Consider the following 21446-nt stretch of genomic DNA (forward strand, 5'->3'; position numbering starts at 1 on the left):
CCCACCTGACCGAACCGCCCCGGCCCGTTCGGGCCAGGGCGGGAGCGCGGGGTCAGTAGCCGTAGCGGCTCTTGAGGTGCCGCCACCAGTCGCGGAACATCCAGGCGTCGAACTCGGTGATCGAGGTGGCGCTGCCGGCGCGCATCAGGAAGCCGCCGACGCCGCTGGGTGTCCAGTCGTAGAAGTCGTCCAGGCCGAAGGTGTGGCCGATCTCGTGGAGCAGGATGTGCATGTTCTCGGTGTTGAGGTTGGACATGAAGTACTCGCGGCCCATCCGCTGGCCCCAGTCACCGCCGGCTCCGCCACCGAACCCGTCGGTCAGCCACAGTGACTGGTCGTAGTGGCGGGCGGCGCCGCCGGGGCAGTTGGGGTACTGCCCGTTCTGGTTGAAGAACCGGCCGCAGGGCTCGGAGCACTGCGGGGCGTTCTCCCGGATGTTGTTGACGTAGATGTCGACGGAGTTGTCGCTCCACTGAAGCTGGTTGCGGTCCCGGACGGCCCAGCCGACCACCCGGACCGGCACGTCCCGGTACGGCCAGGCGTTGTGCCCGACCATCACGTCCATCCACTTCTTGTACTGCCGGGCCAGTGTGGCGTGGATCTGGTCGCGCTGGGTGCTGGTGACCGTGGCGCTGGAGTCCCAGCGGACGCAGAAGTTCAGGTAACCCCGGTTGGCCATCACCTGGTCCCAGCCGTAGTTCCGGAACCCGTACAGGTTGCCGTTGTTGTAGGTCTGCTCCACGTGCTGCCACACCTGGTTGAGCGGGGTGACCAGGTTTGCCGGCGGGTTCCAGCCGCTGGTCGGCGGTGGGCTGGTCGGGCTGGGCGCCGGGGTGGTCGGCGCGGGCGTGGTGGGCGCCGGGGTGCTCGGCGCGCCGGTGCAGGTCACGCCGTTGAGGGCGAACGAGGTCGGGGCCGGATTGCTCCCGCTCCACGAGCCGTTGAAGCCGAACGAGGTGCCGGCGCCGGTGCCCAGGGCCCCGTTGTAGCTGACGTTGGTGGCGGTGACCCGGTTGCCGCTCTGGGTCACGGTGGCGTTCCACGCCTGGGTGACCGTCTGCCCGGCCGCATAGGTCCAGGTCAGCGTCCAGCCGTTGAGGGGGTCGCCGAGGTTGGTGACGGTGACGTCGGCGCCGAAGCCGCCGGACCACTGATTGGTGATCCGGTAGTCGACCCGGCAGCCCGGGGCGGCCGCCTGGGCGCCGGTGACCACGAGCGCCGCGCTGCCGGTGGTGGCCAGGGCGGCCACCATCCCCACCACCAACCGGGTGCCTGTTCTGGACATTGTCATGGGAGGTTCCTTCGCCGTCGGGCTGGTGGTCGCCGGCATCGACCAGCCAGGATGCCAATAGATTGTCGTCAATCTAAACTAAAAAGCCCCGGCGGCGGGGACAAGCCGGCAACCCCGGTGTTCGCAGAACGCGGTGTTAATTGCCCGGACATCTTGCCGAAAAGGTTTTCGTCTACCAGAGTGGTCGACTTCCCGCCGTACCCGTCCCACCCGCCGCGGGCGCGCTTCCGCTCGTCGCCCGCGTGCCTGACCTGGCCCGGAACGGGTATGCGACGAGTCGTCCGGAGGACGACTGCGGGGGTTGATCATGCGGCGGACAGTGGCGGGGACGGCCGCCGTCGCCGCGTTGGGATTCGCGGCGCAGGCGCTGCCGGCGGCGACCGCCACCGCCTCGATTCGCCGCCGCCTCTGGCCACACCTCTCCGGTCTGGGGCCACCGACCCGCATCGCGTTGACCTTCGACGACGGGCCCGACCGGCGCTCCACGCCGCTGTTCCTGCGGCTGCTGGAGCAGGCGCGGATACCGGCGACGTTCTTCCTGCTCGGCCGCATGCTCGACCGCGACCCGGGACTCGGCCGGGAACTGGCCGCGGCCGGGCACGAGGTCGCGGTCCATGGCTGGGAACACCGGAACCTGCTCTGGCGATCTCCGGCCGGCACGTACGCCGACATCGCACGGGCCCGGGACCGGATCGCCGCGGTGACCGGCGCGAGGCCGATCTGGTACCGGCCACCCTACGGGGTGCTGACGACCGCCGCGGTGCTGGCCTGCCGCCGGCTCGGCCTGACGCCCCGACTCTGGACGGTGTGGGGGCGGGACTGGGAGGCCGGCCGGCCACCCGAATCGATCTGGCGGACGATGGTCAAGGACCTCGCCGGCGGTGGGACCGTGCTGCTGCACGACTCGGACTGCGCCGCCACGCCGGGATCCTGGCGGGGCGCCCTGGCGGCGCTGCCGTACCTCATCGAATGGGCTCGGGACCGGGACCTGACGATCGGCACCCTCGGCGCGCACCAGGCGTCCGACGCCGATCCGCGGCGACCGCGACCGCCGCCCCGGCGCTGACGGCGCGGCCGGCGCGGGCATGGTGGTGCCGATGGCGGGTAACCGCGCGCGGTGAGCCAGTGGCAGGAACGGACAGCCTGGTCCGGTGCCGTCATCTCGGACGGGGCCAGGATCCGACTGCCTATGGCCGCCACCGCGCCCGCCGGAGACCCGCAGGCGTCCGGCGACGCGCCTGACGGGCCGGTCGGCGACCGGATCGTGGTCGTGTCGGCGGACATTGGCGCCGGCCACGACTCCGCCGCCGCCGAGCTGGCGGACCGGCTGGCCGCCGACGGAATCGTGGTGGAGCACCTCAACTTCTTCACGGCGCTTCCCCGGCCCATGCACGCCGTCGTCCGCGAAGGCTACCGGGCCATGCTCCGCTGGCTGCCCTGGAGCTACGACGCCCTGTTCACGATCACCGACCGGTCACCCCTGGCGGTCACCGCGATCCGGGCAGCACTGCGGCTGGCCTCCCGGCGGATGCTGTTGCGGCTACCGCCCGGCACCCGGCTCGTCGTCACGACCTTTCCGTTCGCCAACCAGCTGCTCGGGCCGCTGCGCCGCCGGGGGCGGCTGAGCACGCCGGTGATCGCGTACGTGACCGACTTCGTGGTCCACCCGACCTGGATGTCACCCGGCGTCGACACCTACTGCGTGATCCACGACGCGGCCGAGCAACAGGCCACCGCGCGGGGCGCCCGCGACGTACGGGTGGTGAGCCCACTGGTGTCCGCCCGCTTCACGCCGCTGCCCGCCGACCGCAAACGCGAGGCACGCGCCCGTTTCGGCCTGCCCGATAACGGCCGGTTGGCGCTGATCGTGGCCGGCTCCTGGGGAGTGGGCGACGTGGCCCGTACCGCCGCGGAGGTGCTCGCCACCGGCTGCGTGAAACCGGTCATCGTCTGCGGAAACAACGAGACGCTGCGGCAGCGGCTACGGGGCTTTCCCGGATACGTGATGGGCTGGGTCGACGACATGCCCGGCCTGATGCGGGCGGTCGACGTCGTGGTGGAGAACGCCGGTGGGCTGACCTGCCAGCAGTCGTTGGCCTCCGGCCTGCCGACCGTCACCTACCGGCCGATACCCGGCCACGGCAGGGCCAACGCCGAGGTGCTCGCCCACGCCGGGCTGACCACCTACGTCACCACCCCGCGACACCTGCGGCCGGTGCTCACCGCGTTGACCGCCCCCGAGACGACGGCGCACACCGCCATCGTCACCGCGACCGACATGGCCGCGGTGGTCTCGGAAGCCGTCCGGCAGGCGGCCACCCGACCTGCCGGTCATCGCCGACACCAGCCGTGAAGAGGCCGCCACCGATGCCCCGTCCACCACGATTGTCGCCATGATCATCGTCGCGCTCGCCGCGGCGCTCTGCTTCGCGCTCTCCTCGGCGCTCCACCAGCGGGCCGCGAAGCAACAACCCCAGCGGGCGGCGCTGGACCCGCGCCTGATCCTGCACCTGCTCCGCAGCCGGTTGTGGCTCTCCGGCTGGATACCCGACTCCGCCGGCGTCGCGCTTCAGGTCGCCGCGCTCCGGCTCGGACCGCTCGCGGTCGTCCAGCCCGTGATGGCCAGCGGGCTGTTCATGGCGGTCCTGATCGAAGCCGCCCTGATCCGACGCCGCGTCGTCGGGCGGGATCTGATCGCGGTCGCCGTGGGCGTGGCCGGCCTGACCGGGTTCCTGGTCCTGGCGGAGGTCCGGGCCGGCGTGGGTACTCCCGATCCCGCGGCGTGGATCGGCCCTGCCATCGGTGCCACGCTGATCGTGGCGATCTGCCTGCTGACCGCACACCGGCTCGTCGGCACCGCGCGAGGCGCGGTGCTCGGGGTGGCCAGCGGGATCGCCTACAGCCTCGCGGCGGCGCTGGCCAAGGAGGTCACCGACCGCTACCGGGGCGACCTGCTGGAAACCGTGCTCAGCTGGCCGGCCCTGGGGCTGGCGGTGGCCGCCGCCGTCGGGGTGGTGCTGAACCAGAGCGCGTTCCAGCACGGCCGCCTGGCCGCACCGCTGACCGCGCTGACCCTCACCGACCCGGTCGTCAGCGTCCTGATCGGCATCACCGTCTTCCAGGAGACCCTGACGGCCACCCCCGGGCGCGTCGTCGGGCTCGCCCTGGCCAGCGCCACCGTCGCCGCCGGGGTCTGGCTCGCCGGCACGGCATCGGAGAAGAACTGAGGCGCACGCCGGCGTGACCGGGCCGGTCAGCGATGGTGGTCGCTGGAGGCGCGGACCAGCAGCTCGGGCTGGAACAGGACGTGGCGGTGCTGGTGACCGCCATCGTTGATCGACTCGTCGAGGAGAAGCTCCGCGGCGGTGCGGCCCAGCTGGTCCCGGGGTTGCCGGACGGAACTCAGCGGCACGGCCGCCGCGGCGGCGAACTCGATGTCGTCGTAGCCGACGATCGCGATCTCCTCGGGCACCCGCAGCCCGTGCGCGGTCACGCCCTGGAGGAGACCGAGCGCCAGCAGGTCGTTGGCGCAGAAGACGGCGGTCGGCCGCCGGTCCGCAGGGAGCGCCGCGAGATCGTCGGCGGCCCGCCGGCCGGCATTGACCGACAGGCTGGACGTCGTGACGAGTTGGAGGCCCAGGGACGGGTCGCGTTCGGCGAGCGCGGTGGCGGCGCCGAGGTGCCGGTCGGCCACCTGGCGGATCGTGATCGGCCCGCCGACGTACGCGATGCGTTCGTGTCCCCGTTCGGCGAGGTGTTCGGCGGCCAGCCGCCCGCCGGTGACGTCGTCGACGGCGACCGAGCAGCGACTCGGGTGCCCGGAGCCGCGGTCGACGAGCACCACCGGGATGCCGCGCTCGACGAACGCGTCCAGCCGGGGGTGCCGGCCGTCGGAGACGGGGGTGACGAGCAGGCCCTGCACCCGTTGCTCTTCGAGCATGTCGAGGTGGCGTTGCTCCCGGTGCGGGTCCTCACCGCTGTTGCACACGATCAACATCCCGCCGGCTTCCTCGACCACCGCCTCCGCGCCGCGTACGACGTCGGTGAAGAACGGGTTCGACACGTCGAGGACCAGGATCGCGACGGTACGGCTGCGCCCGGCGCGCAGTTGGCGGGCGGAGTCGTTGCGGACGTAGCCCAGCGCGGTGATGGCGTCGAGCACCTTCTGCCGGGTGGCCGGGGAGACCAGGTCGGGCCGGTTGAGCACGTTGCTGACGGTGCCGAGCGACACGCCCGCGTGCTTCGCCACCTGTTTGATGTTGGCGCCGGCCATCTCTTCCTCGGACAGTGCGGTGAGCGGTGTGCGCAGTTCCGGTGCGCCTGGTGAAACGTACCAGCGCCGGCGCCGGAGGGGGTACACCGCTGCCCGCGTCGGCGGTAACAGGAGAGGTCGGCGGGGGTCTGCGGGGCGCCCCGGACGACGCGTCGGTAACCAGCCAGAAACCCTTGACCGGGCCTCGGGGGGCGCTTAGAGTCGGGCCGCAAAGTGAAACGTTTCATAGGTGTGACGCTGGTTACTTCCCGTCAACTACAACCCCGAGGGGGCCGAGTGCTTCCGGTCTTGGCGCTGGAGGGTGTGGACAAGTCGTTCGGTGCCGTCGCCGCGCTGCGTGACGCCCGGCTCGAACTGCGCGCCGGCGAGGCGCACGCCCTGGTCGGCGAGAACGGTGCCGGCAAGTCCACCCTGGTGAAGATCCTGGCCGGCGTGCACGGGCCGGACACCGGCCGCCTGCTGCTGGACGGCGAGCCGGTCACGTTCGGCAGCCCGGCCGACGCCCGCGCGGCCGGCATCGCCGTCATCTACCAGGAGCCGACCCTGTTTCCCGACCTGTCGGTCGCGGAGAACATCTTCATGGGCCGGCAACCGCGCAAGGGGATGCGCCGCATCGACGCCCCGGCCATGCGCGAGCGCACCAACGAGTTGTTCGCCCGGCTCGGTGTCCGGATCGACCCGGACCGGCCGGCCCGCGGCCTCTCCATCGCCGACCAGCAGCTTGTCGAGATCGCCAAGGCGCTCTCCTTCGACGCCCGGGTGCTGGTGATGGACGAGCCGACCGCGGCGCTCTCCGGCGTCGAGGTCGAGCGGCTCTTCGCGGTGGCGCGCTCGCTGCGGGACAACGGCGCGGCGATACTCTTCATCTCGCACCGGTTCGACGAGGTGTTCGCGCTCTGCCAGCGGGTCACCGTGATGCGTGACGGCCGGTGGATCGCCACCGACGAGATCCGGAACCTGACCGTGGACGGCCTGGTACGCACCATGGTCGGCCGGGACATCTCCGCGCTCTTCCCCAAGGTGGCCACCGAGCCGGGCGAGGTACGCCTGGCGGTCGACGGGCTGACCCGGCACGGCTACTTCGACGACGTCTCCTTCACCGTGCGCGCCGGCGAGATCGTCGCCCTCGCCGGACTGGTCGGCGCGGGCCGCAGCGAGGTGGCCAGGGCGATCTTCGGTATCGACCGGTACGACGCCGGGCAGGTGCGGGTCGAGGGCCGCCGGCTGCGGCCGGGCGACCCGCCGGCGGCGATCGACGCCGGCCTGGCGCTGGTGCCGGAGGACCGCCGCCAGCAGGGGCTGGTGATGGAGCTGTCGATCGAGCGCAACGCCACGCTGCCGCGCCGCTGGTCACTCAGCCGGTTCGGGCTGCTCTCCGGCGGCAGCGAGCGGCGCTCGGCGGCGGAGTGGGCCAGGCGGTTGCAGGTGAAGGCGGCCCGGAACACCGCCCCGGTCTCCACCCTCTCCGGTGGCAACCAGCAGAAGGTGGTGCTGGCCAAGTGGCTCTCCACCGAGCCTCGGGTGCTCATCATCGACGAGCCGACCCGCGGCATCGACGTCGGCACCAAGTCCGAGGTGCACCGGCTGCTCTCCCAACTCGCCGCGGAAGGCGTGGCGGTGCTGATGGTCTCCAGTGAGCTGCCGGAGGTGCTCGGCATGGCCGATCGGGTGCTCGTCATGCACGAGGGCCGGCTGGTCGCCGACCTGCCCCGCGACCAGGCCGACGAGGAGAGCGTCATGTTCGCCGCGACCGGGCGACGGGAGGCCGCCGCATGACCACGGCAGACGTACGGGCCGGGTCGCGACCGGAGTCCGGCGCCCGCCTGGCGCACCGGCTGTTCGTCGTACGCGAACTGGGCATCCTGCTCGCGCTGGTGCTCCTGGTCGCGGTGACCTTCGGAGTCAACCAGCGGTTCCTCTCCGCGCAGAACATCAAGGACCTGCTGCTCAGCTCGACCATCCTGGCGATCCTCGCGGTCGGGCAGGCCATTGTGATCATCACCCGCAACGTCGACCTGTCGGTCGGCTCGATCCTCGGCCTCTCCGCGTTCGCCACCGGCGCGCTCTTCGTCGGCAACCCCGGCACACCGATCCCGGTGGCGATCGGGACCGGGGTGGCGCTCGGCGCGCTCTGCGGCGCGGTCAACGGCGGGCTGATCGCGGCGGCGCGGGTGCCGGCCCTGGTGGTCACGCTCGGCACGCTCTACGTGTTCCGCGGCATCGACCACACCTGGGCCACCGGGCGTCAGATCAACGCCGCCGACATGCCGCGCGACTTCCTGCGGATGGGCAACGCCACGATCCTCGGCGTCCCGGTGCTCGCCCTCTTCGCGGTCGCCGTGCTCGTCGCCGCCGGCTACCTGCTGAAGAACTACCGCAGCGGTCGGGAGCTCTACGCGATCGGCTCCGACCCGGACGCGGCCCGGCTCTCCGGCATCGCGGTGGGTCGGCGGGTCTTCTTCGCCTTCGTGGCCAGCGGCGCGCTGGCCGGGCTGGCCGGCGTGCTCTACGCGGCCCGGTTCGGCACCCTCGACGCCAACGCCGGGCTCGGCATCGAGCTCAACGTGGTCGCGGCCGTGGTGGTCGGCGGCGTCGCGATCTTCGGCGGCAGCGGCTCGGTGTACGGGGCCGCGCTCGGCGCCGTCCTGCTGACCACCATCGGCAGCGCCCTGCCGGTTCTCGGGGTCACTCCGTTCTGGCAGCGCGCCGCCGTCGGCGCGCTCATCCTGGCCGCCATCGGTCTCGACCGGGCGCTCGCCGTCCGGATGGCACGTCGTCTGCGAGGAGGCAGGACCCGTGGCAACTGACACCCGGGCCACACCGGGGCGTACCGCGAACGCGGGGCCGCCGGCCTGGCGGCTGTTCGGCTCGTGGGACGCCCTCCTCATCCTCGTGCTGCTCGTGGTGGTGCTCGTCGCCAGCGCCACGATCGAGGGTGTCGGCAGTCCGCGCTTCTACCGGTTCCTGGCGCTGGAGGCGATCCCGATCGCCCTGATCGCGCTGCCGATGACCCTGGTCGTCATCACCGGCGAGATCGACCTGTCGGTGGCCAGCACGGTCGGCCTCACCTGTTCGGTGCTCGGCCAGCTCTGGCACCTCGGCGTCACCTCGCTGCCGGCGCTGATCCTGCTGAGCCTGCTGCTCGGCGCGGTGCTCGGCGCGGTCAACGGCGTCTTCGTCACCGTGTTCGGCCTGCCGTCCCTGGCGGTCACCATCGGCACGCTCGCGCTCTACCGGGGCCTGGCCTATGTCGTCCTCGGGGACCGGGCCATCGCCGACTACCCGCCGGCCTGGACCCAGCAGGCGGTCGCGCCCATCCCGGGCACCGTCATTCCCTGGTTCGTGCTGGTCCTGGCGGCCCTCGCCGTCGTGTTCGGCGTGCTGCTCTATGCCACGCCGATCGGCCGCTCGCTCTACGCGATCGGCAACAACGCCGAGGCGGCCACCTTCGCCGGCATCGCGGTGCTCCGTACCAAATTCTGGCTCTTCGTCGCCACCGGCGTCATGGCGGCGCTGGCCGGCGTCTTCTGGACCTTCCGGTTCGCCAGCGCCCGCGCCGACAACGCGACCGGCCTGGAGCTGGCGGTGGTGGCCGCCGTGCTGCTCGGCGGCGTCTCCATCTTCGGCGGCCGGGGCGGTCTCGTCGGCGTGCTCGCGGCGGTGGCCCTGCTCGGCGTCCTGCGCAACGCGCTGCAACTGGCCGACGTGCCGGCGAACGCGCTGACCATCGTCACCGGAACCCTGCTCATCCTCTCCGTTGTCGGACCGAACCTCGTGCGGATGACGCGCGAGCGGCTACGTCGGCGCCGACCCGCCACCACCCTCGAAAGGAAAACATCATGAGCATCAGACGTGCCCGGGTCGTCGCGACCGCCGCCCTGGCCGCCCTGGCCCTCACCCTGGGCGCCTGCGCCGAGGAGACCGGCTCCGGCGGCGACACCGGCTCCGGCGGCAACCCCTCCGGCACCATCAAGGAGGGCCTCAAGGTCACCTTCCTACCCAAGCAGGTCAACAACCCGTACTTCGACACCTCCGACAACCAGGGCGGCAAGCCGGCGGTCGAGGAGTTCAAGGGCCAGTACGCCCAGACCGGCCCCTCCGAGGCGAGCCCGTCGGCGCAGGTGTCGTACATCAACACGCTGTCCCAGCAGGGCACCGACGTCATCATCATCGCGGCGAACGACCGGGACGCCGTCTGTGGCTCGCTCACCGAGGCCAAGGCCGCCGGGGCGAAGATCGTCACCTACGACTCGGACACCAAGCCGGAGTGCCGGGACGCGTTCGTCAACCAGGCCACCTCGGCGGGCATCGCCCAGGCGCAGATCAAGCTGATCTCGGACGCGGTCGGCCCCGAGGGCGGTGAGATCGCCATCCTGTCGGCCACCGCGAACGCCACCAACCAGAACGCCTGGATCGAGCTGATGAAGACCGAACTGGCCAAGCCGGAGTACAGCAAGCTCAAGCTGGTGGCCACCGTCTACGGTGACGACCAGGACGAGAAGTCGTTCCAGGAGGCGCAGGGCCTGCTGTCGAAGTACCCCAACCTCAAGGGCATCATCTCGCCGACCACGGTCGGTATCGCCGCCGCCGCGCGTTACCTCTCCGGCTCGTCCTACAAGGGCAAGGTGCAGCTGACCGGCCTCGGCACGCCGAACCAGATGCGCGAGTACGTCAAGGACGGCACGGTCAAGGCCTTCGCCCTGTGGAACCCGGCCGACCTCGGCTACCTCGCCGCGTACACCGGAGCGGCGCTCGCCTCCGGGATCATCACCGGCAAGGAGGGCGAGACGTTCACCGCCGGCAAGCTCGGCGAGTTCACCCTCGGCGCCAACGGGGAGGTCCTGCTGGGCGACCCGTTCGAGTTCACCGCGTCGAACATCGACCAGTTCAACTTCTGAGCCGCGGGTAGGTGTGGCGTGCGCCGGATCTGCTTCACCCTCCAGGTCAGGCCGGAGCGGATGGCGGAGTACCGGCGCCGCCACGCCGCCGTCTGGCCCGACATGCTGGCCGCGCTCAAGCGCGCCGGCTGGCACGACTACTCACTCTTCCTTTCCGACGACGGACTGCTGGTCGGCTACTTCCTGACCGAGGACCTCGACGCCGCGCTCGCCGCGATGGAGGCGACCGAGGTCAACGCCCGGTGGCAGGCCGAGATGGCCCCGTTCTTCGCCGACCTGCCCGACGGGCGGCCCGACCGCGGGTTCCGCGTCCTGACCGAGATCTTCCATCTCGAAGAGCAACTTGGGGAGCAACGATGACCGAGATCGAGCCGACCACGCGCCGGCGAGTCCTCGATGCCCTGCGCGGGCAGCGCATCGAGACGCCGTCCTGGGCGTACGGCAACTCGGGCACCCGGTTCAAGGTGTTCGCGCAGCAGGGCGTGCCCCGCGACCCGTACGAAAAGGTGGCGGACGCGGCGACCGTGCACCGCTTCACCGGTGTCGCGCCGACGGTGGCGCTGCACATCCCGTGGGACCGGGTGGACGACTACGCCGCGCTGGCCCGCTACGCCGAGGAGCAGGGCATCGAGCTGGGCACGATCAACGCGAACGTGTTCCAGGACGACGACTACAAGCTGGGCTCGGTCACCAACCCCGACCCGGCGGTGCGGCGCAAGGCGATCGGGCACCTGCTGGAGTGCGTCGACGTCATGGACGCCACCGGATCGCGGGACCTGAAGCTGTGGTTCTCCGACGGCACCAACTATCCGGGGCAGGACAGCGTCCGGGAGCGCCAGGACCGGCTCGCGGCGGCGCTGCGGCAGGCGTACGACCGGCTGACCGGCCGGCAGCGGCTGCTGCTGGAGTACAAGCTCTTCGAGCCGGCGTTCTACCTGACCGACGTGCCGGACTGGGGCACCGCGTACGCGCACTGCCTCGAACTCGGCGAGCGGGCCCAGGTGGTCATCGACACCGGCCACCACGCGCCGGGCACGAACATCGAGTTCATCGTGGCGTTCCTGCTACGCGCCGGGAAGCTGGGCGCCTTCGACTTCAACTCCCGGTTCTACGCCGACGACGACCTGATGGTGGGGGCGGCGGACCCGTTCCAACTGTTCCGGATCATGCACGAGATCGTCCAGGCGGACGCGTTGCGCCCGAGCTACGGCATCGCGTTCATGTTGGACCAGTGCCACAACATCGAGCCGAAGGTGCAGGCCGTCATCCGGTCGGTGCTCAACGTCCAGGAGGCGACCGCCAAGGCGCTGCTGGTCGACGTGCCGGCGCTGACCGCCGCGCAACGGGCCGGTGACGTGCTGGAGGCCAACGCGGTGCTGATGGACGCGTACAACACCGACGTGCGCCCGCTGCTGCGCGAGTTGCGCGCGGAGATGGGCCTGGATCCGGACCCGGTCGCCGCCTACAAGCGCTCCGGCTACCTGGCGCGGGTCACGGCCGAGCGGGTCGGCGGCGAGCAGGCCGGCTGGGGCGCCTGATGTCCGAACCGTTGCCGAGAAGTGCCACCTCTCCCGCTGCGAAGGAAACCATGACGAATCCCGCGGTACGCGACCTGTTGGCCCGCAGCAACCGGCTCGGCGCAGACCCGGCCAACACCAACTACGCCGGTGGCAACACCTCCGCGAAGGGCGTGCAGACCGACCCGGTGACCGGCGGGCCCACCGACCTGGTGTGGGTCAAGGGCTCCGGCGGCGACCTCGGGACGCTCACCGAGCGTGGGCTGGCCGTGCTCCGGCTCGACCGGCTCCGGGCGCTGGTCACCGGCTACCCGGGCGTGGAGCGCGAGGACGAGATGGTCGCCGCCTTCGACTACTGCCTGCACGGGCGCGGCGGTGCCGCGCCCTCCATCGACACCGCCATGCACGGTCTGGTCGAGGCGGCGCACGTCGACCACCTGCACCCCGACTCGGGGATCGCGATCGCCACCGCCGCCGACGGACCCGAGCTGACCAGGAAGATCTTCGGCGACCGGGTGCTCTGGGTGCCGTGGCGTCGGCCCGGCTTCCAACTCGGCCTCGACATCGCCGCCGTGCAGCAGGCCAACCCGCAGGCGATCGGCGTGATCCTCGGCGGGCACGGCATCACCGCCTGGGGCGCCACCAGCGACGAGTGCGAAGCGAACTCTCGCGAGATCATCGCCACCGCGGCGCGGTACCTCGCCGAGCACGGACGCCCCGAGCCGCTCGGGGCGCTGGTGCACGAGCCGCTGCCGGAGCCGGAGCGGCGGGCCCGGGCCGCCGCCCTCTTTCCGGTGCTGCGGGGCCTCGCCTGCACCGACCGGGCCCAGGTGGGCCACTACACCGACAGCGACGTGGTGCTCGACTTCGTCGGCCGCGCGCGGATGCCCGAGCTGGCCGCCCTCGGCACCTCCTGCCCGGACCACTTCCTGCGCACCAAGGTCCGACCGATGGTGCTCGACCTGCCGCCCACCGCCGGGCTGGACGAGACGATCACGCGGCTCGGGGAGCTGCACGCCGCCTACCGGGACGACTACCGCGCCTACTACGAGCGGCACGCCGGCCCGCAGAGCCCGGCGATCCGCGGCGCCGACCCGGCCATCGTGCTGGTGCCCGGGGTCGGCATGTTCAGCTTCGGGGCGAACAAGCAGACCGCGCGGGTGGCCGGCGAGTTCTACGTCAACGCCATCAACGTCATGCGGGGCGCGGAGGCGGTGTCGACGTACGCCCCGATCGACGAGGCGGAGAAGTTCCGCATCGAGTACTGGGCGCTGGAGGAGGCCAAGCTCCAGCGGATGCCCGCGCCCAAGCCGCTCGCCACGCGGATCGCGCTGGTCACCGGCGGTGGGTCCGGCATCGGCCGGGCGATCGCCCACCGGCTCGCCGCCGAGGGCGCCTGCGTCGTGGTCACCGACCGGGACACCGCCGCCGCGCAGACCGTGGCCGGCGAGATCGGCGGGGCGGACGTCGCGGTCGCCGTACCGCTCGACGTCACCGACGAGGAGCAGGTCGCCGCCGCCGTACGGGCCGCGGTGCTCGCCTTCGGCGGGGTCGACCTGGTGGTCAACAACGCCGGGCTGTCGCTGTCGAAGTCCCTGCTGGACACCACCGTCCGGGACTGGGACCGGCAACACGACGTGATGGCTAAGGGGTCGTTCCTGGTCTCCCGGGAGACCGCCCGGGTGCTCGTCGCCCAGGGCATCGGCGGCGACATCGTCTACATCGCCAGCAAGAACTCGGTCTTCGCCGGGCCGAACAACGTCGCGTACGGCGCCGCCAAGGCCGACCAGGCCCACCAGGTGCGGCTGCTCGCCGCCGAACTCGGCGCGCACGGCGTCCGGGTCAACGGGATCAACCCGGACGGGGTGGTCCGCGGCTCCGGCATCTTCGCCGGTGGCTGGGGCGCCGACCGGGCCGCCGTGTACGGCGTGCCCGAGGAGAAGCTCGGCGAGTTCTACGCCCAGCGCACCCTGCTCAAGCGGGAGGTGCTGCCGGAGCACATCGCCAACGCCGTCTTCGCCCTCACCGCCGGCGACCTGTCGCACACCACCGGCCTGCACGTTCCCGTCGATGCCGGCGTCGCCGCCGCCTTCCTGCGGTGACGACTCCGCAGCCCCGCGGCGGCGGGGAGGTGGCCGTCGCGGCCGTCGACCTCGGGGCCGCCAGCGGCCGGGTCATGGTCGGCCAGATCGGTCCGGGCGTGCTGCGCCTGTCGGCCGCGCACCGGTTCGCCAACGAGCCGGTGCGTGTCGGCGGGACGCTGCACTGGGACATCCTCGACCTGTACCGCAACGTGCTCGCCGGGCTGCGTTCGGCCGGCCCGGTGGCCAGTGTCGGCGTCGACTCCTGGGCGGTCGACTACGGGCTGCTCGACTCCGCCGGGGCGCTGCTCGGCAACCCGGTGCACTACCGCGACGCCCGTACCGAGGGCGTGCTGGAACAGGTGACGCGACGGGTCGGGGCCGAGCGGCTCTACGCCACCACCGGTCTACAGCAACTGCCGTTCAACACGCTGTACCAGCTCGTGGCCGCCGCCGGCTCGCCGCAACTCGCCGCCGCCCACCGGTTGCTCATGATCCCGGATCTGATCGCCTACTGGCTCACTGGCGAGATCGGCGCCGAGGTCACCAACGCCTCCACCACCCAGCTGTACGACCTGCACCGGCGGGCCTGGGCCACCGACCTGATGACCGACGCCGGCATCCGTGCCGACCTCTTCGCGCCGCTGCGGGAACCCGGCGCCCGGATCGGGCCGGCGCGGTCCGAACTCGACCTGCCCGGCACGCCGGAGGTGGTTGCGGTCGGCTCCCACGACACCGCCTCCGCCGTGGTCGCGGTGCCCGCCACCGGCGAACACTTCGCCTACATCTCCTGCGGCACCTGGTCCCTGGTCGGCGTCGAGCTGGACCGGCCGGTGCTGACCGAGGCCAGCCGGCAGGCGAACTTCACCAACGAGGGCGGGGTCGACGGCACCATCCGCTATCTGCGCAACGTGATGGGTCTGTGGCCGTTGCAGGAGTCGCTGCGCGGCTGGGGAGCGCCCGACCTGCCCGGACTGCTGGCCACCGCCGCGGCCGAACCCGCCTTCCGCAGCGTGGTCGACATCGACGAGCCGGCGTTCCTGCCGCCGGGCGACATGCCGGCCCGCATCGCCGAGTCCTGCCGCCGCACCGGTCAGCCGGTGCCGGAGTCGCCGGGCGCCGTCGTCCGCTGCATCATCGACAGCCTGGCGCTGGCGCACCGGCGGGCGGTGCGGCAGGCCCAGGAGCTTTCCGGCCGGCACGTCGACGCCGTGCACATCGTCGGTGGCGGCGCGCGCAACGCGCTGCTCTGCCAGCTCACCGCGGACGCCTGCGGCCTGCCGGTGCTGGCCGGCCCGGTGGAGGCCACCGCGCTCGGCAACGTGCTGGTGCAGGCCCGCGCGGCCGGCGTCGTCGGTGACGACCTTGCTGCGCTCCGGCGATTGTTACGGCAGACTCACGAGATCGTGCGCTACGAGCCGGGCGGCGAGTCCGCCGGGTGGCGGGCGGCTTCCCGGCGGCTGGAGGTGTGACGTGCGGATCGCGCTCTTCGTGACCTGCCTGGCCGACACCATGTTTCCCGAGGCGGCAAAGTCGACGGTGCGGTTGCTGGAACGGCTGGGGCACGAGGTGGTCTTCCCGACCGGGCAGACCTGCTGCGGGCAGATGCACGTCAACACCGGCTACCAGCGGGAGGCGCTGCCGCTGGTGCGGCGGCACGTGCGCACCTTCGACCCGTACGACGTGGTGGTCGCCCCGTCCGGCTCGTGCGTCGGGTCGGTGCGGCACCAGCACGCCATGGTGGCCCGGCGGGCGGGCGACCCGGGGCTGGCCAGCCGGGCCGAGTCGGTGGCCGGGCGGACGTACGAGCTCTCCGAGCTGCTGGTCGACGTGCTCGGGGTGACCGACGTCGGCGCCTACTACCCGCACCGGGTCACCTACCACCCGACCTGCCACTCGCTGCGCATGCTGCGGGTGGGGGACCGGCCGCTGCGGCTGCTGCGCGAGGTGCGCGGTCTCGACCTGGTCGAGCTGCCGGCCGCCGAGCAGTGCTGCGGGTTCGGCGGGACGTTCGCGGTGAAGAACGCCGACACCTCGACCGCGATGCTGGCGGACAAGATGCGGCATGTGCTCTCCACCGGTGCGGACGTCTGCGCCGCCGGGGACGCCTCCTGCCTGATGCACATCGGTGGCGGGCTGTCCCGGCTGCGGAGCGGGGTCCGGACCGTGCACCTCGCCGAGATCCTCGCCGCCACCGAGCAGCGCGAGACACCGGGCGAGCCGAGCGAGTTGGTGGTGCGATCGTGACCCGGACCTTCCTCGGCCTGCCCGCGACCGCCCCGCCCGGGGTGGGACACCTGCGCGGCGACGAACCGTTCCCGGTGGCGGCGCGGCGGGCCCTGGACGATTCGCAGCTGCGCCGCAACCTCGGCCACGCCACCACCACGATCCGGGCCAGGTCCGCCGCCGTCATCGGCGAGCTGCCCGACTGGGAACAGCTACGGGCGGCCGGCTCGGCGATCAAGACGGACGTGCTGGCCCGCCTGCCGGAGCTGCTCGAACAGCTGGAGGCGAAGGTGACGGCGGCCGGCGGCGTGGTGCACTGGGCCGCCGATGCGAAGGAGGCCAACCGGATCGTCGCCGACCTGGTACGCGCCACCGGCAGCGACCGGGTGATCAAGGTCAAGTCGATGGCCACCCAGGAGATCGGGCTGAACGAGGCCCTCACCGAGGCCGGAATCGAGCCGGTGGAGACCGACCTCGCCGAGCTGATCGTGCAACTCGGCGACGACCGCCCCAGCCACATCCTGGTGCCGGCGATCCACCGCAACCGCGCGGAGATCCGGGAGATCTTCCTGCGCGCGATGCCGGGCGTGGACCCGGCGTTGACCGACGAGCCGGCGGCGCTGGCCGCCGTCGCCCGTCGCTACCTGCGGCAGACGTTCCTCAGCACCCGGGTGGCGGTCTCCGGGGCCAACTTCGCGGTGGCGGAGACCGGCACCCTGGCGGTGGTGGAGTCCGAGGGCAACGGCCGGATGTGTCTCACCCTGCCGGAGACCCTGATCACCGTGATGGGGATCGAGAAGGTGGTGCCGACCTGGCGGGACCTGGAGGTGTTCCTGCAACTGCTGCCCCGGGCGTCGACCGGGGAGCGGATGAACCCGTACACCTCGATGTGGACCGGTGTCACGCCCGGGGACGGGCCGCAGGAGTTCCACCTGGTGCTGTTGGACAACGGGCGCAGCGCGGTGCTCGCCGACGAGGTGGGTCGGTCGGCGTTGCACTGCATCCGCTGCTCCGCCTGCCTCAACGTCTGCCCGGTGTACGAGCGCACCGGCGGGCACGCGTACGGGTCGGTCTACCCGGGCCCGATCGGCGCGGTGCTCTCCCCGCAGCTGACCGGGGTGGCCGACAACGCTTCGCTGCCGTACGCCTCGTCGCTCTGCGGCGCCTGCTACGACGCCTGCCCGGTGAAGATCAACATCCCGGAGCTGCTGGTGCATCTGCGCGACCAGGCACCCCACCCGCGCGGCGAGTCCGCCGCGCTGGCCGCCGCCGCGTACACGATGGACCGACCGCGGCTGTACGAGGCCGCGCAGCGCGCCGCCCGGCTGAGCCGGTTCGCCGGGCGGCGCGGCCGGGGCCTGCCGCCGCCGCTGGACGGCTGGACGGGCAGCCGCGACCTGCCGGAGCCGCCGCCGCAGACGTTCCGCGAGTGGTGGGCCGAGCGATGAGCGAGCGACAGCGAGTGAACCGGCAACGCGGCGCGGAACAGGCCCAGGTCGACGCCGAGCGTAGCGAGGTGGTGGCGTGAGTTCCCGCGACCTGGTCCTCGGCCGGCTGCGCGCCGCCCTGGCGTCCGGCGGCCCGGCCCCGGTCCAGGTGCCCCGCGACTACCGGTCCGGGGGCACGCTCGACCTCGACCGGTTGGTGGAACGGCTGACCGACTACCGGGCCCACGTGCACCGGGTGCCCGAGACGGCCGTCGCCGACACGATCGCCGACATCCTGCCGGCGGGAGCCACCATCGTCGTACCGCCGGGGTTGCCGCCGGCCTGGCTGCCCCCGACGGTGACCGCGCTGACCGACGACGGGCTCGACATCGGGCAGATCGACGCCGCCGACGGGGTCGTCACCGGCGCGGCGGTCGCGGTCGCCGAAACCGGCACGGTCGTCCTCGACGGCTCGCCCGACCAGGGCCGCCGGGTCCTCAGCCTGCTGCCGGACCGGCACGTCTGCGTGCTCCGCGCCGACCAGGTGGTGGCCGCGGTGCCGCAGGCGCTCGCCCGGCTCTCCCCGCACCGCCCGCTGACCTGGATCAGCGGTCCGTCGGCCACCAGCGACATCGAGCTGAGCCGGGTGGAGGACGTGCACGGGCCCCGCAACCTGCACGTCGTCCTGCTGACCTGAGTGGGCTCCGGCCGGTCGCGCTCGGCGTGGCAGGATGTGGCATGGCCGATGATCGGAAACCGTCGATCGAGTTCGAGACCACCGCCGTCGTCGCGGCCTCGCCGGAAACGGTGTACCGCCACCTGACCGACCCGCACAGCTACATCGGGCTGTCGCCGCTGATCGTGGCGGTCCGCGACGTGCGGACCGGCCACGACGCCGAGGGCCGCGCGGTCACCGACTACCTCGCCGTCGAGCGGTTCCGGCTGGTCGGTCCGTTGCGCTGGGACAACCGGATCCGGGTACGCATGATCGCCACCGAGCCGGGCGGTCAACTGGTCAGCGAGGTGTCCAGCCCGGGATGGGTGTGGCTGCGGGCGCAGGTGGACCTGACCGCCGTGGCGGAGGGCACGCGGGTACGGGAGTCGGTCACGGCCGGCGCACCGGCACCGCTGCGGCGGTTCGTGACGACGCAGGCGCGTCAGGTCGCGTCGTACCGGGCGGCCGAACTGACCCGCCGGATGGCGGCCGGATAGCCGGTGCCGACAGGGGCCGCCACTCACGTTTCCTCGCCTTCCGCGTTCGGGTTGCCAGCAGGCCGCGTACGAGTCGGTTGTAGGCGCGGTTGTCGGGTGCAAGCCGGCCGCCGTCGGCGGGCTGTTTGATCGGCGTCGCTATTTCTCAGTGAAATCATGGCCGTGGGCAGGAGCCGCCTCGGTGGAGGTGGTTGGCGGACCGTGACGGCTGGTGTTGGATCGAGGGCTACCAGATCGACACCAAAGGCAACGCCGTTGCGCGGCGGGCACTGTTCGTGCTGATCAAAGGCAGACAGAAGCTCTGAACTCAGAGTCGGTCCTGGACCCACCGGGCGAGGATCCGGGCGCAGCCGTCCACCGACTCCTGCCAGGTGCGGTCCGCCCCGTCGCCGGCCTCGTCGCTGACGTGCTTGATCAGGCGGACCGGTACGCCGAACCGCCGCGCCGTCGAGGCCAGCGCGTAGCCCTCCATGTCCACCAGTTGGGCCTGGGCGGCCAGTGCGGCGCGTACCTCGTCGTCGGCGATGAACTGGTCGCCGGTGGCCAGCACCGGGCCGTCGCCGGCCAGGGCCAACGGTGCCCCGACGGTCTGCCCGGTCAGCCGCCGGATGAACTCCGTGTCCAGGTCGTGCTGGACGACGCTGCCCACCTCGTGGGTGCCGGTCCAGCCGGAGTGCAGCGCCCCGGCGGTGCCGAGGTTGACCACCGTAGCGGGCAGCGGACCGCGGGCCAGCGTCGTCGCGAGGGCCGCCGCGGCGTTCACCTTGCCCATCCCGGTGAGCAGCACCGGGAGGTCCGAGTCGAGGTAGGCGGCCTCCTCGGCGATGGCCAGGACGAGTAGCGGACGGTCCGGACTGATCGTTCCTCGAAGACCCACCGCGCGATGGTAGCCGCCTGGTCGACCCGGCCCGCCGATGAGGGCGCGGCGGTCCAGACAGCTCAGTTGTTGGCATGCCGGCGGCCGGGCGCAGCGCCAGCAGCGCCTGGCTTAGCGCGAAGACCGCGCTGGCCGACCAGGCCTGCGGGGAGCAGGAGTTCGGGTAGACGCCGGGGTGGGGATGCACGTCGTCGCGGGCCAGCCCGATGCCGATGGTGCCCGCCTCGACCGGCCAGACGCCGCCGATACACCCGCGAGTCGGCCGGCTCGCGTCGAGATGCGGGTCAGCTCTGGGGCTGGGTGATGTTCACCATCCATCCGATGCCGAACCGGTCGATACACATGCCGAACTCGTCGCCCCACATCTGCTTGGCCAGCGGAATCGTCACCATGCCGCCGTCGGAGAGCTTCTCCCAGTACCCGCGCAGGCCGTCGGCGTCGTCGCCGCTCAGGCTCACCGACACGTCGTTGCCGGGCACGTGTTCCATCCCGGGTGGGGTGTCCGAGGCCATCAGCGTGTAGCCGTTCGGGGTCTCCAGCATGGCGTGCATGATCTTGTCGGCCAGCGCGGGATCATCCGTGCCGAACTCGCCGAAGGTGTTCTGCGTGAGGTCGCCGCCGAAGACGCTGCGGTAGAACTCCATCGCCTCGCGCGCGTTGCCGGAGAAGCTGAGGTACGGATTGAGTCGGGAAGCCATTACGCCCTCTCTGGTTCGACCAGGGTCATCGTGACAAACGACCGGTGCCGGACAACGATGCGGACGGCCCCACCCACGGCCGCCCGCATTGATATTCTCAAATGCAAAATCGGCCGCCGTGCTGACCATCGTCGATCGGCCATCCGTCGTGGCCGATGCCCGCAACCCCGGGAGGTACGGATGATCCGCACGTTCGGCGCGGTGCTGGCCGCCGCGACCCTGACCCTGGTCGGCGGGGTCGGGTCGGCCGGCGCCACCGAGGCACCGCCCGTCCCGAGCCCGTCGCCGTCGACCCCGATCGCGTGCCCGCCCGCGCTGCCCATCAGCGGCCTGGTGACCGGGACGACCGCCACCAGCGTGACGGTCACCTACTCGGTGCTGTTCGTGCCGCCCTGCGGGTACGACCCGCCGATCACGGTCACCCTCTTCACCAGCCGGGAGAACGCCGCGAAGTGGCAGGATCCGGTGGCCGAGGCGGTCTCTGAGCCCCAGCGCTTCGGCAACGTCACCATCGGCGGGTTGACCCCGGACACCGAATACTGGTTCCGGTTCAGTGACACCGAGGGCCGGCGGGATCCGTACGTGATCGGCGGGCCGGCGCGGACCGCACCACCGCCGGTGTGCCATGCGACCGCCGCGATCGACGTCGGCTGGGGGAGTGGTTTCCTCGCCACCGTCACCGTCCGCAACACCAGTGATCAGCAGCTGAGCGGTTGGCGGGTCTCCTGGCGGTGGTCCGGTGACGAGCGTCTCCAGTCGCTCTGGGACGGGGTGGCGGACGCCGCGGGCACCGACGTCACGGTCCGCAACGCCTCCTACAACGGCACCCTCGCCCCGGGCGGCTCGACCACCTTCGGGCTGGTGGCGGCGACCAGCGTGGTGCCGGGAAGCATCGCGCTGACCTGCGGGCGGTGACCTGCCGCCCGCGAGGCGGGTGTCAGCGGTG

General features: G+C 72.0%; 20 protein-coding genes. 16 read left to right on the forward strand and 4 right to left on the reverse strand.

What is annotated here, in order from left to right:
• Nucleotides 1-52: 52 nt before the first annotated feature.
• Nucleotides 53-1291: a cellulose binding domain-containing protein gene (locus ACQPYA_RS09640; RefSeq protein ID WP_433532265.1), complete on the reverse strand. Its 1239-nt coding sequence runs from the start codon at nt 1289-1291 to the stop codon at nt 53-55.
• A gap of 307 nt (nt 1292-1598) precedes the next feature.
• On the opposite strand from ACQPYA_RS09640, the gene ACQPYA_RS09645 reads away from it, so the two are divergent.
• From ACQPYA_RS09645 to ACQPYA_RS09655, 3 genes are all read left to right on the forward strand, one after another.
• The gene (locus tag ACQPYA_RS09645) at nt 1599-2357 is read left to right on the forward strand and encodes a polysaccharide deacetylase family protein (RefSeq protein ID WP_433532266.1); all 759 of its coding nucleotides are present in this window, start codon (nt 1599-1601) and stop codon (nt 2355-2357) included.
• A 93-nt stretch (nt 2358-2450) separates the two neighbouring features.
• Nucleotides 2451-3644 carry an MGDG synthase family glycosyltransferase gene (locus ACQPYA_RS09650; RefSeq protein ID WP_433533447.1) on the forward strand — a complete coding sequence of 398 codons (1194 nt, stop codon included), beginning with the start codon at nt 2451-2453 and terminating at the stop codon, nt 3642-3644.
• 40 nt (nt 3645-3684) lie between these two features.
• Nucleotides 3685-4518 (forward strand): DMT family transporter, encoded by an 834-nt coding sequence (locus ACQPYA_RS09655; RefSeq protein WP_433532267.1) that lies wholly within the window; start codon nt 3685-3687, stop codon nt 4516-4518.
• Nucleotides 4519-4544: 26 nt separating this feature from the next.
• On the opposite strand, the gene ACQPYA_RS09660 is transcribed toward ACQPYA_RS09655, so the two are convergent.
• Nucleotides 4545-5540, reverse strand: a complete 996-nt coding sequence (locus ACQPYA_RS09660; RefSeq protein WP_433532268.1) for a LacI family DNA-binding transcriptional regulator — start codon at nt 5538-5540, stop codon at nt 4545-4547.
• 300 nt (nt 5541-5840) lie between these two features.
• Between ACQPYA_RS09660 and ACQPYA_RS09665 the strand changes: the two genes are divergently transcribed.
• The 12 genes from ACQPYA_RS09665 (at nt 5841) to ACQPYA_RS09720 (ending at nt 18925) form a co-directional block, all read left to right on the forward strand.
• Nucleotides 5841-7340, forward strand: coding sequence for a sugar ABC transporter ATP-binding protein (locus ACQPYA_RS09665; protein WP_433532269.1), 1500 nt, complete (start codon nt 5841-5843; stop codon nt 7338-7340).
• The gene (locus tag ACQPYA_RS09670) at nt 7337-8371 is read left to right on the forward strand and encodes an ABC transporter permease (RefSeq protein ID WP_433532270.1); all 1035 of its coding nucleotides are present in this window, start codon (nt 7337-7339) and stop codon (nt 8369-8371) included. The genes ACQPYA_RS09665 and ACQPYA_RS09670 overlap by 4 nt, the downstream gene beginning before the upstream one ends.
• The gene (locus tag ACQPYA_RS09675) at nt 8361-9407 is read left to right on the forward strand and encodes an ABC transporter permease (protein ID WP_433532271.1); all 1047 of its coding nucleotides are present in this window, start codon (nt 8361-8363) and stop codon (nt 9405-9407) included. The genes ACQPYA_RS09670 and ACQPYA_RS09675 overlap by 11 nt, the downstream gene beginning before the upstream one ends.
• Entirely contained in the window at nt 9404-10462 is a 1059-nt protein-coding gene (gene rhaS, locus ACQPYA_RS09680; RefSeq protein ID WP_433532272.1) for a rhamnose ABC transporter substrate-binding protein, read from the forward strand. Before ACQPYA_RS09675 ends, rhaS begins: the two co-directional genes overlap by 4 nt.
• An 18-nt stretch (nt 10463-10480) precedes the next feature.
• Entirely contained in the window at nt 10481-10822 is a 342-nt protein-coding gene (locus ACQPYA_RS09685) for an L-rhamnose mutarotase (RefSeq protein ID WP_433532273.1), read from the forward strand.
• Nucleotides 10819-12000, forward strand: a complete 1182-nt coding sequence (rhaI, locus tag ACQPYA_RS09690; protein WP_433532274.1) for an L-rhamnose isomerase — start codon at nt 10819-10821, stop codon at nt 11998-12000. The genes ACQPYA_RS09685 and rhaI overlap by 4 nt, the downstream gene beginning before the upstream one ends.
• Nucleotides 12001-12050: 50 nt before the next feature.
• Nucleotides 12051-14081, forward strand: a complete 2031-nt coding sequence (locus ACQPYA_RS09695) for a bifunctional aldolase/short-chain dehydrogenase (RefSeq protein WP_433532275.1) — start codon at nt 12051-12053, stop codon at nt 14079-14081.
• The gene (locus ACQPYA_RS09700; protein ID WP_433532276.1) at nt 14078-15532 is read left to right on the forward strand and encodes a rhamnulokinase; all 1455 of its coding nucleotides are present in this window, start codon (nt 14078-14080) and stop codon (nt 15530-15532) included. Before ACQPYA_RS09695 ends, ACQPYA_RS09700 begins: the two co-directional genes overlap by 4 nt.
• 1 nt (nt 15533) lies before the next feature.
• Nucleotides 15534-16307 (forward strand): (Fe-S)-binding protein, encoded by a 774-nt coding sequence (locus ACQPYA_RS09705; RefSeq protein WP_433532277.1) that lies wholly within the window; start codon nt 15534-15536, stop codon nt 16305-16307.
• Nucleotides 16304-17734: a LutB/LldF family L-lactate oxidation iron-sulfur protein gene (locus ACQPYA_RS09710; RefSeq protein ID WP_433532278.1), complete on the forward strand. Its 1431-nt coding sequence runs from the start codon at nt 16304-16306 to the stop codon at nt 17732-17734. The genes ACQPYA_RS09705 and ACQPYA_RS09710 overlap by 4 nt, the downstream gene beginning before the upstream one ends.
• Before the next feature lie 76 nt (nt 17735-17810).
• The gene (locus ACQPYA_RS09715; protein WP_433532279.1) at nt 17811-18410 is read left to right on the forward strand and encodes a LutC/YkgG family protein; all 600 of its coding nucleotides are present in this window, start codon (nt 17811-17813) and stop codon (nt 18408-18410) included.
• 41 nt (nt 18411-18451) lie between these two features.
• Nucleotides 18452-18925 carry an SRPBCC family protein gene (locus tag ACQPYA_RS09720; RefSeq protein WP_433532280.1) on the forward strand — a complete coding sequence of 158 codons (474 nt, stop codon included), beginning with the start codon at nt 18452-18454 and terminating at the stop codon, nt 18923-18925.
• A gap of 307 nt (nt 18926-19232) precedes the next feature.
• Here the strand turns inward: ACQPYA_RS09720 and ACQPYA_RS09725 are convergent, their stop codons facing one another.
• Entirely contained in the window at nt 19233-19802 is a 570-nt protein-coding gene (locus ACQPYA_RS09725; protein ID WP_433532281.1) for a nucleosidase, read from the reverse strand.
• Nucleotides 19803-20086: 284 nt separating this feature from the next.
• Nucleotides 20087-20500, reverse strand: a complete 414-nt coding sequence (locus ACQPYA_RS09730) for a VOC family protein (protein WP_433532282.1) — start codon at nt 20498-20500, stop codon at nt 20087-20089.
• Nucleotides 20501-20680: 180 nt separating this feature from the next.
• On the opposite strand from ACQPYA_RS09730, the gene ACQPYA_RS09735 reads away from it, so the two are divergent.
• A complete protein-coding gene (locus tag ACQPYA_RS09735) occupies nt 20681-21415 on the forward strand; it encodes a cellulose binding domain-containing protein (RefSeq protein WP_433532283.1) in 735 nt (244 codons plus the stop codon).
• Nucleotides 21416-21446 lie beyond the last annotated feature (31 nt).

This window comes from Micromonospora sp. CA-263727 (assembly GCF_050942455.1).
In the GTDB taxonomy this organism is placed as follows: domain Bacteria; phylum Actinomycetota; class Actinomycetes; order Mycobacteriales; family Micromonosporaceae; genus Micromonospora.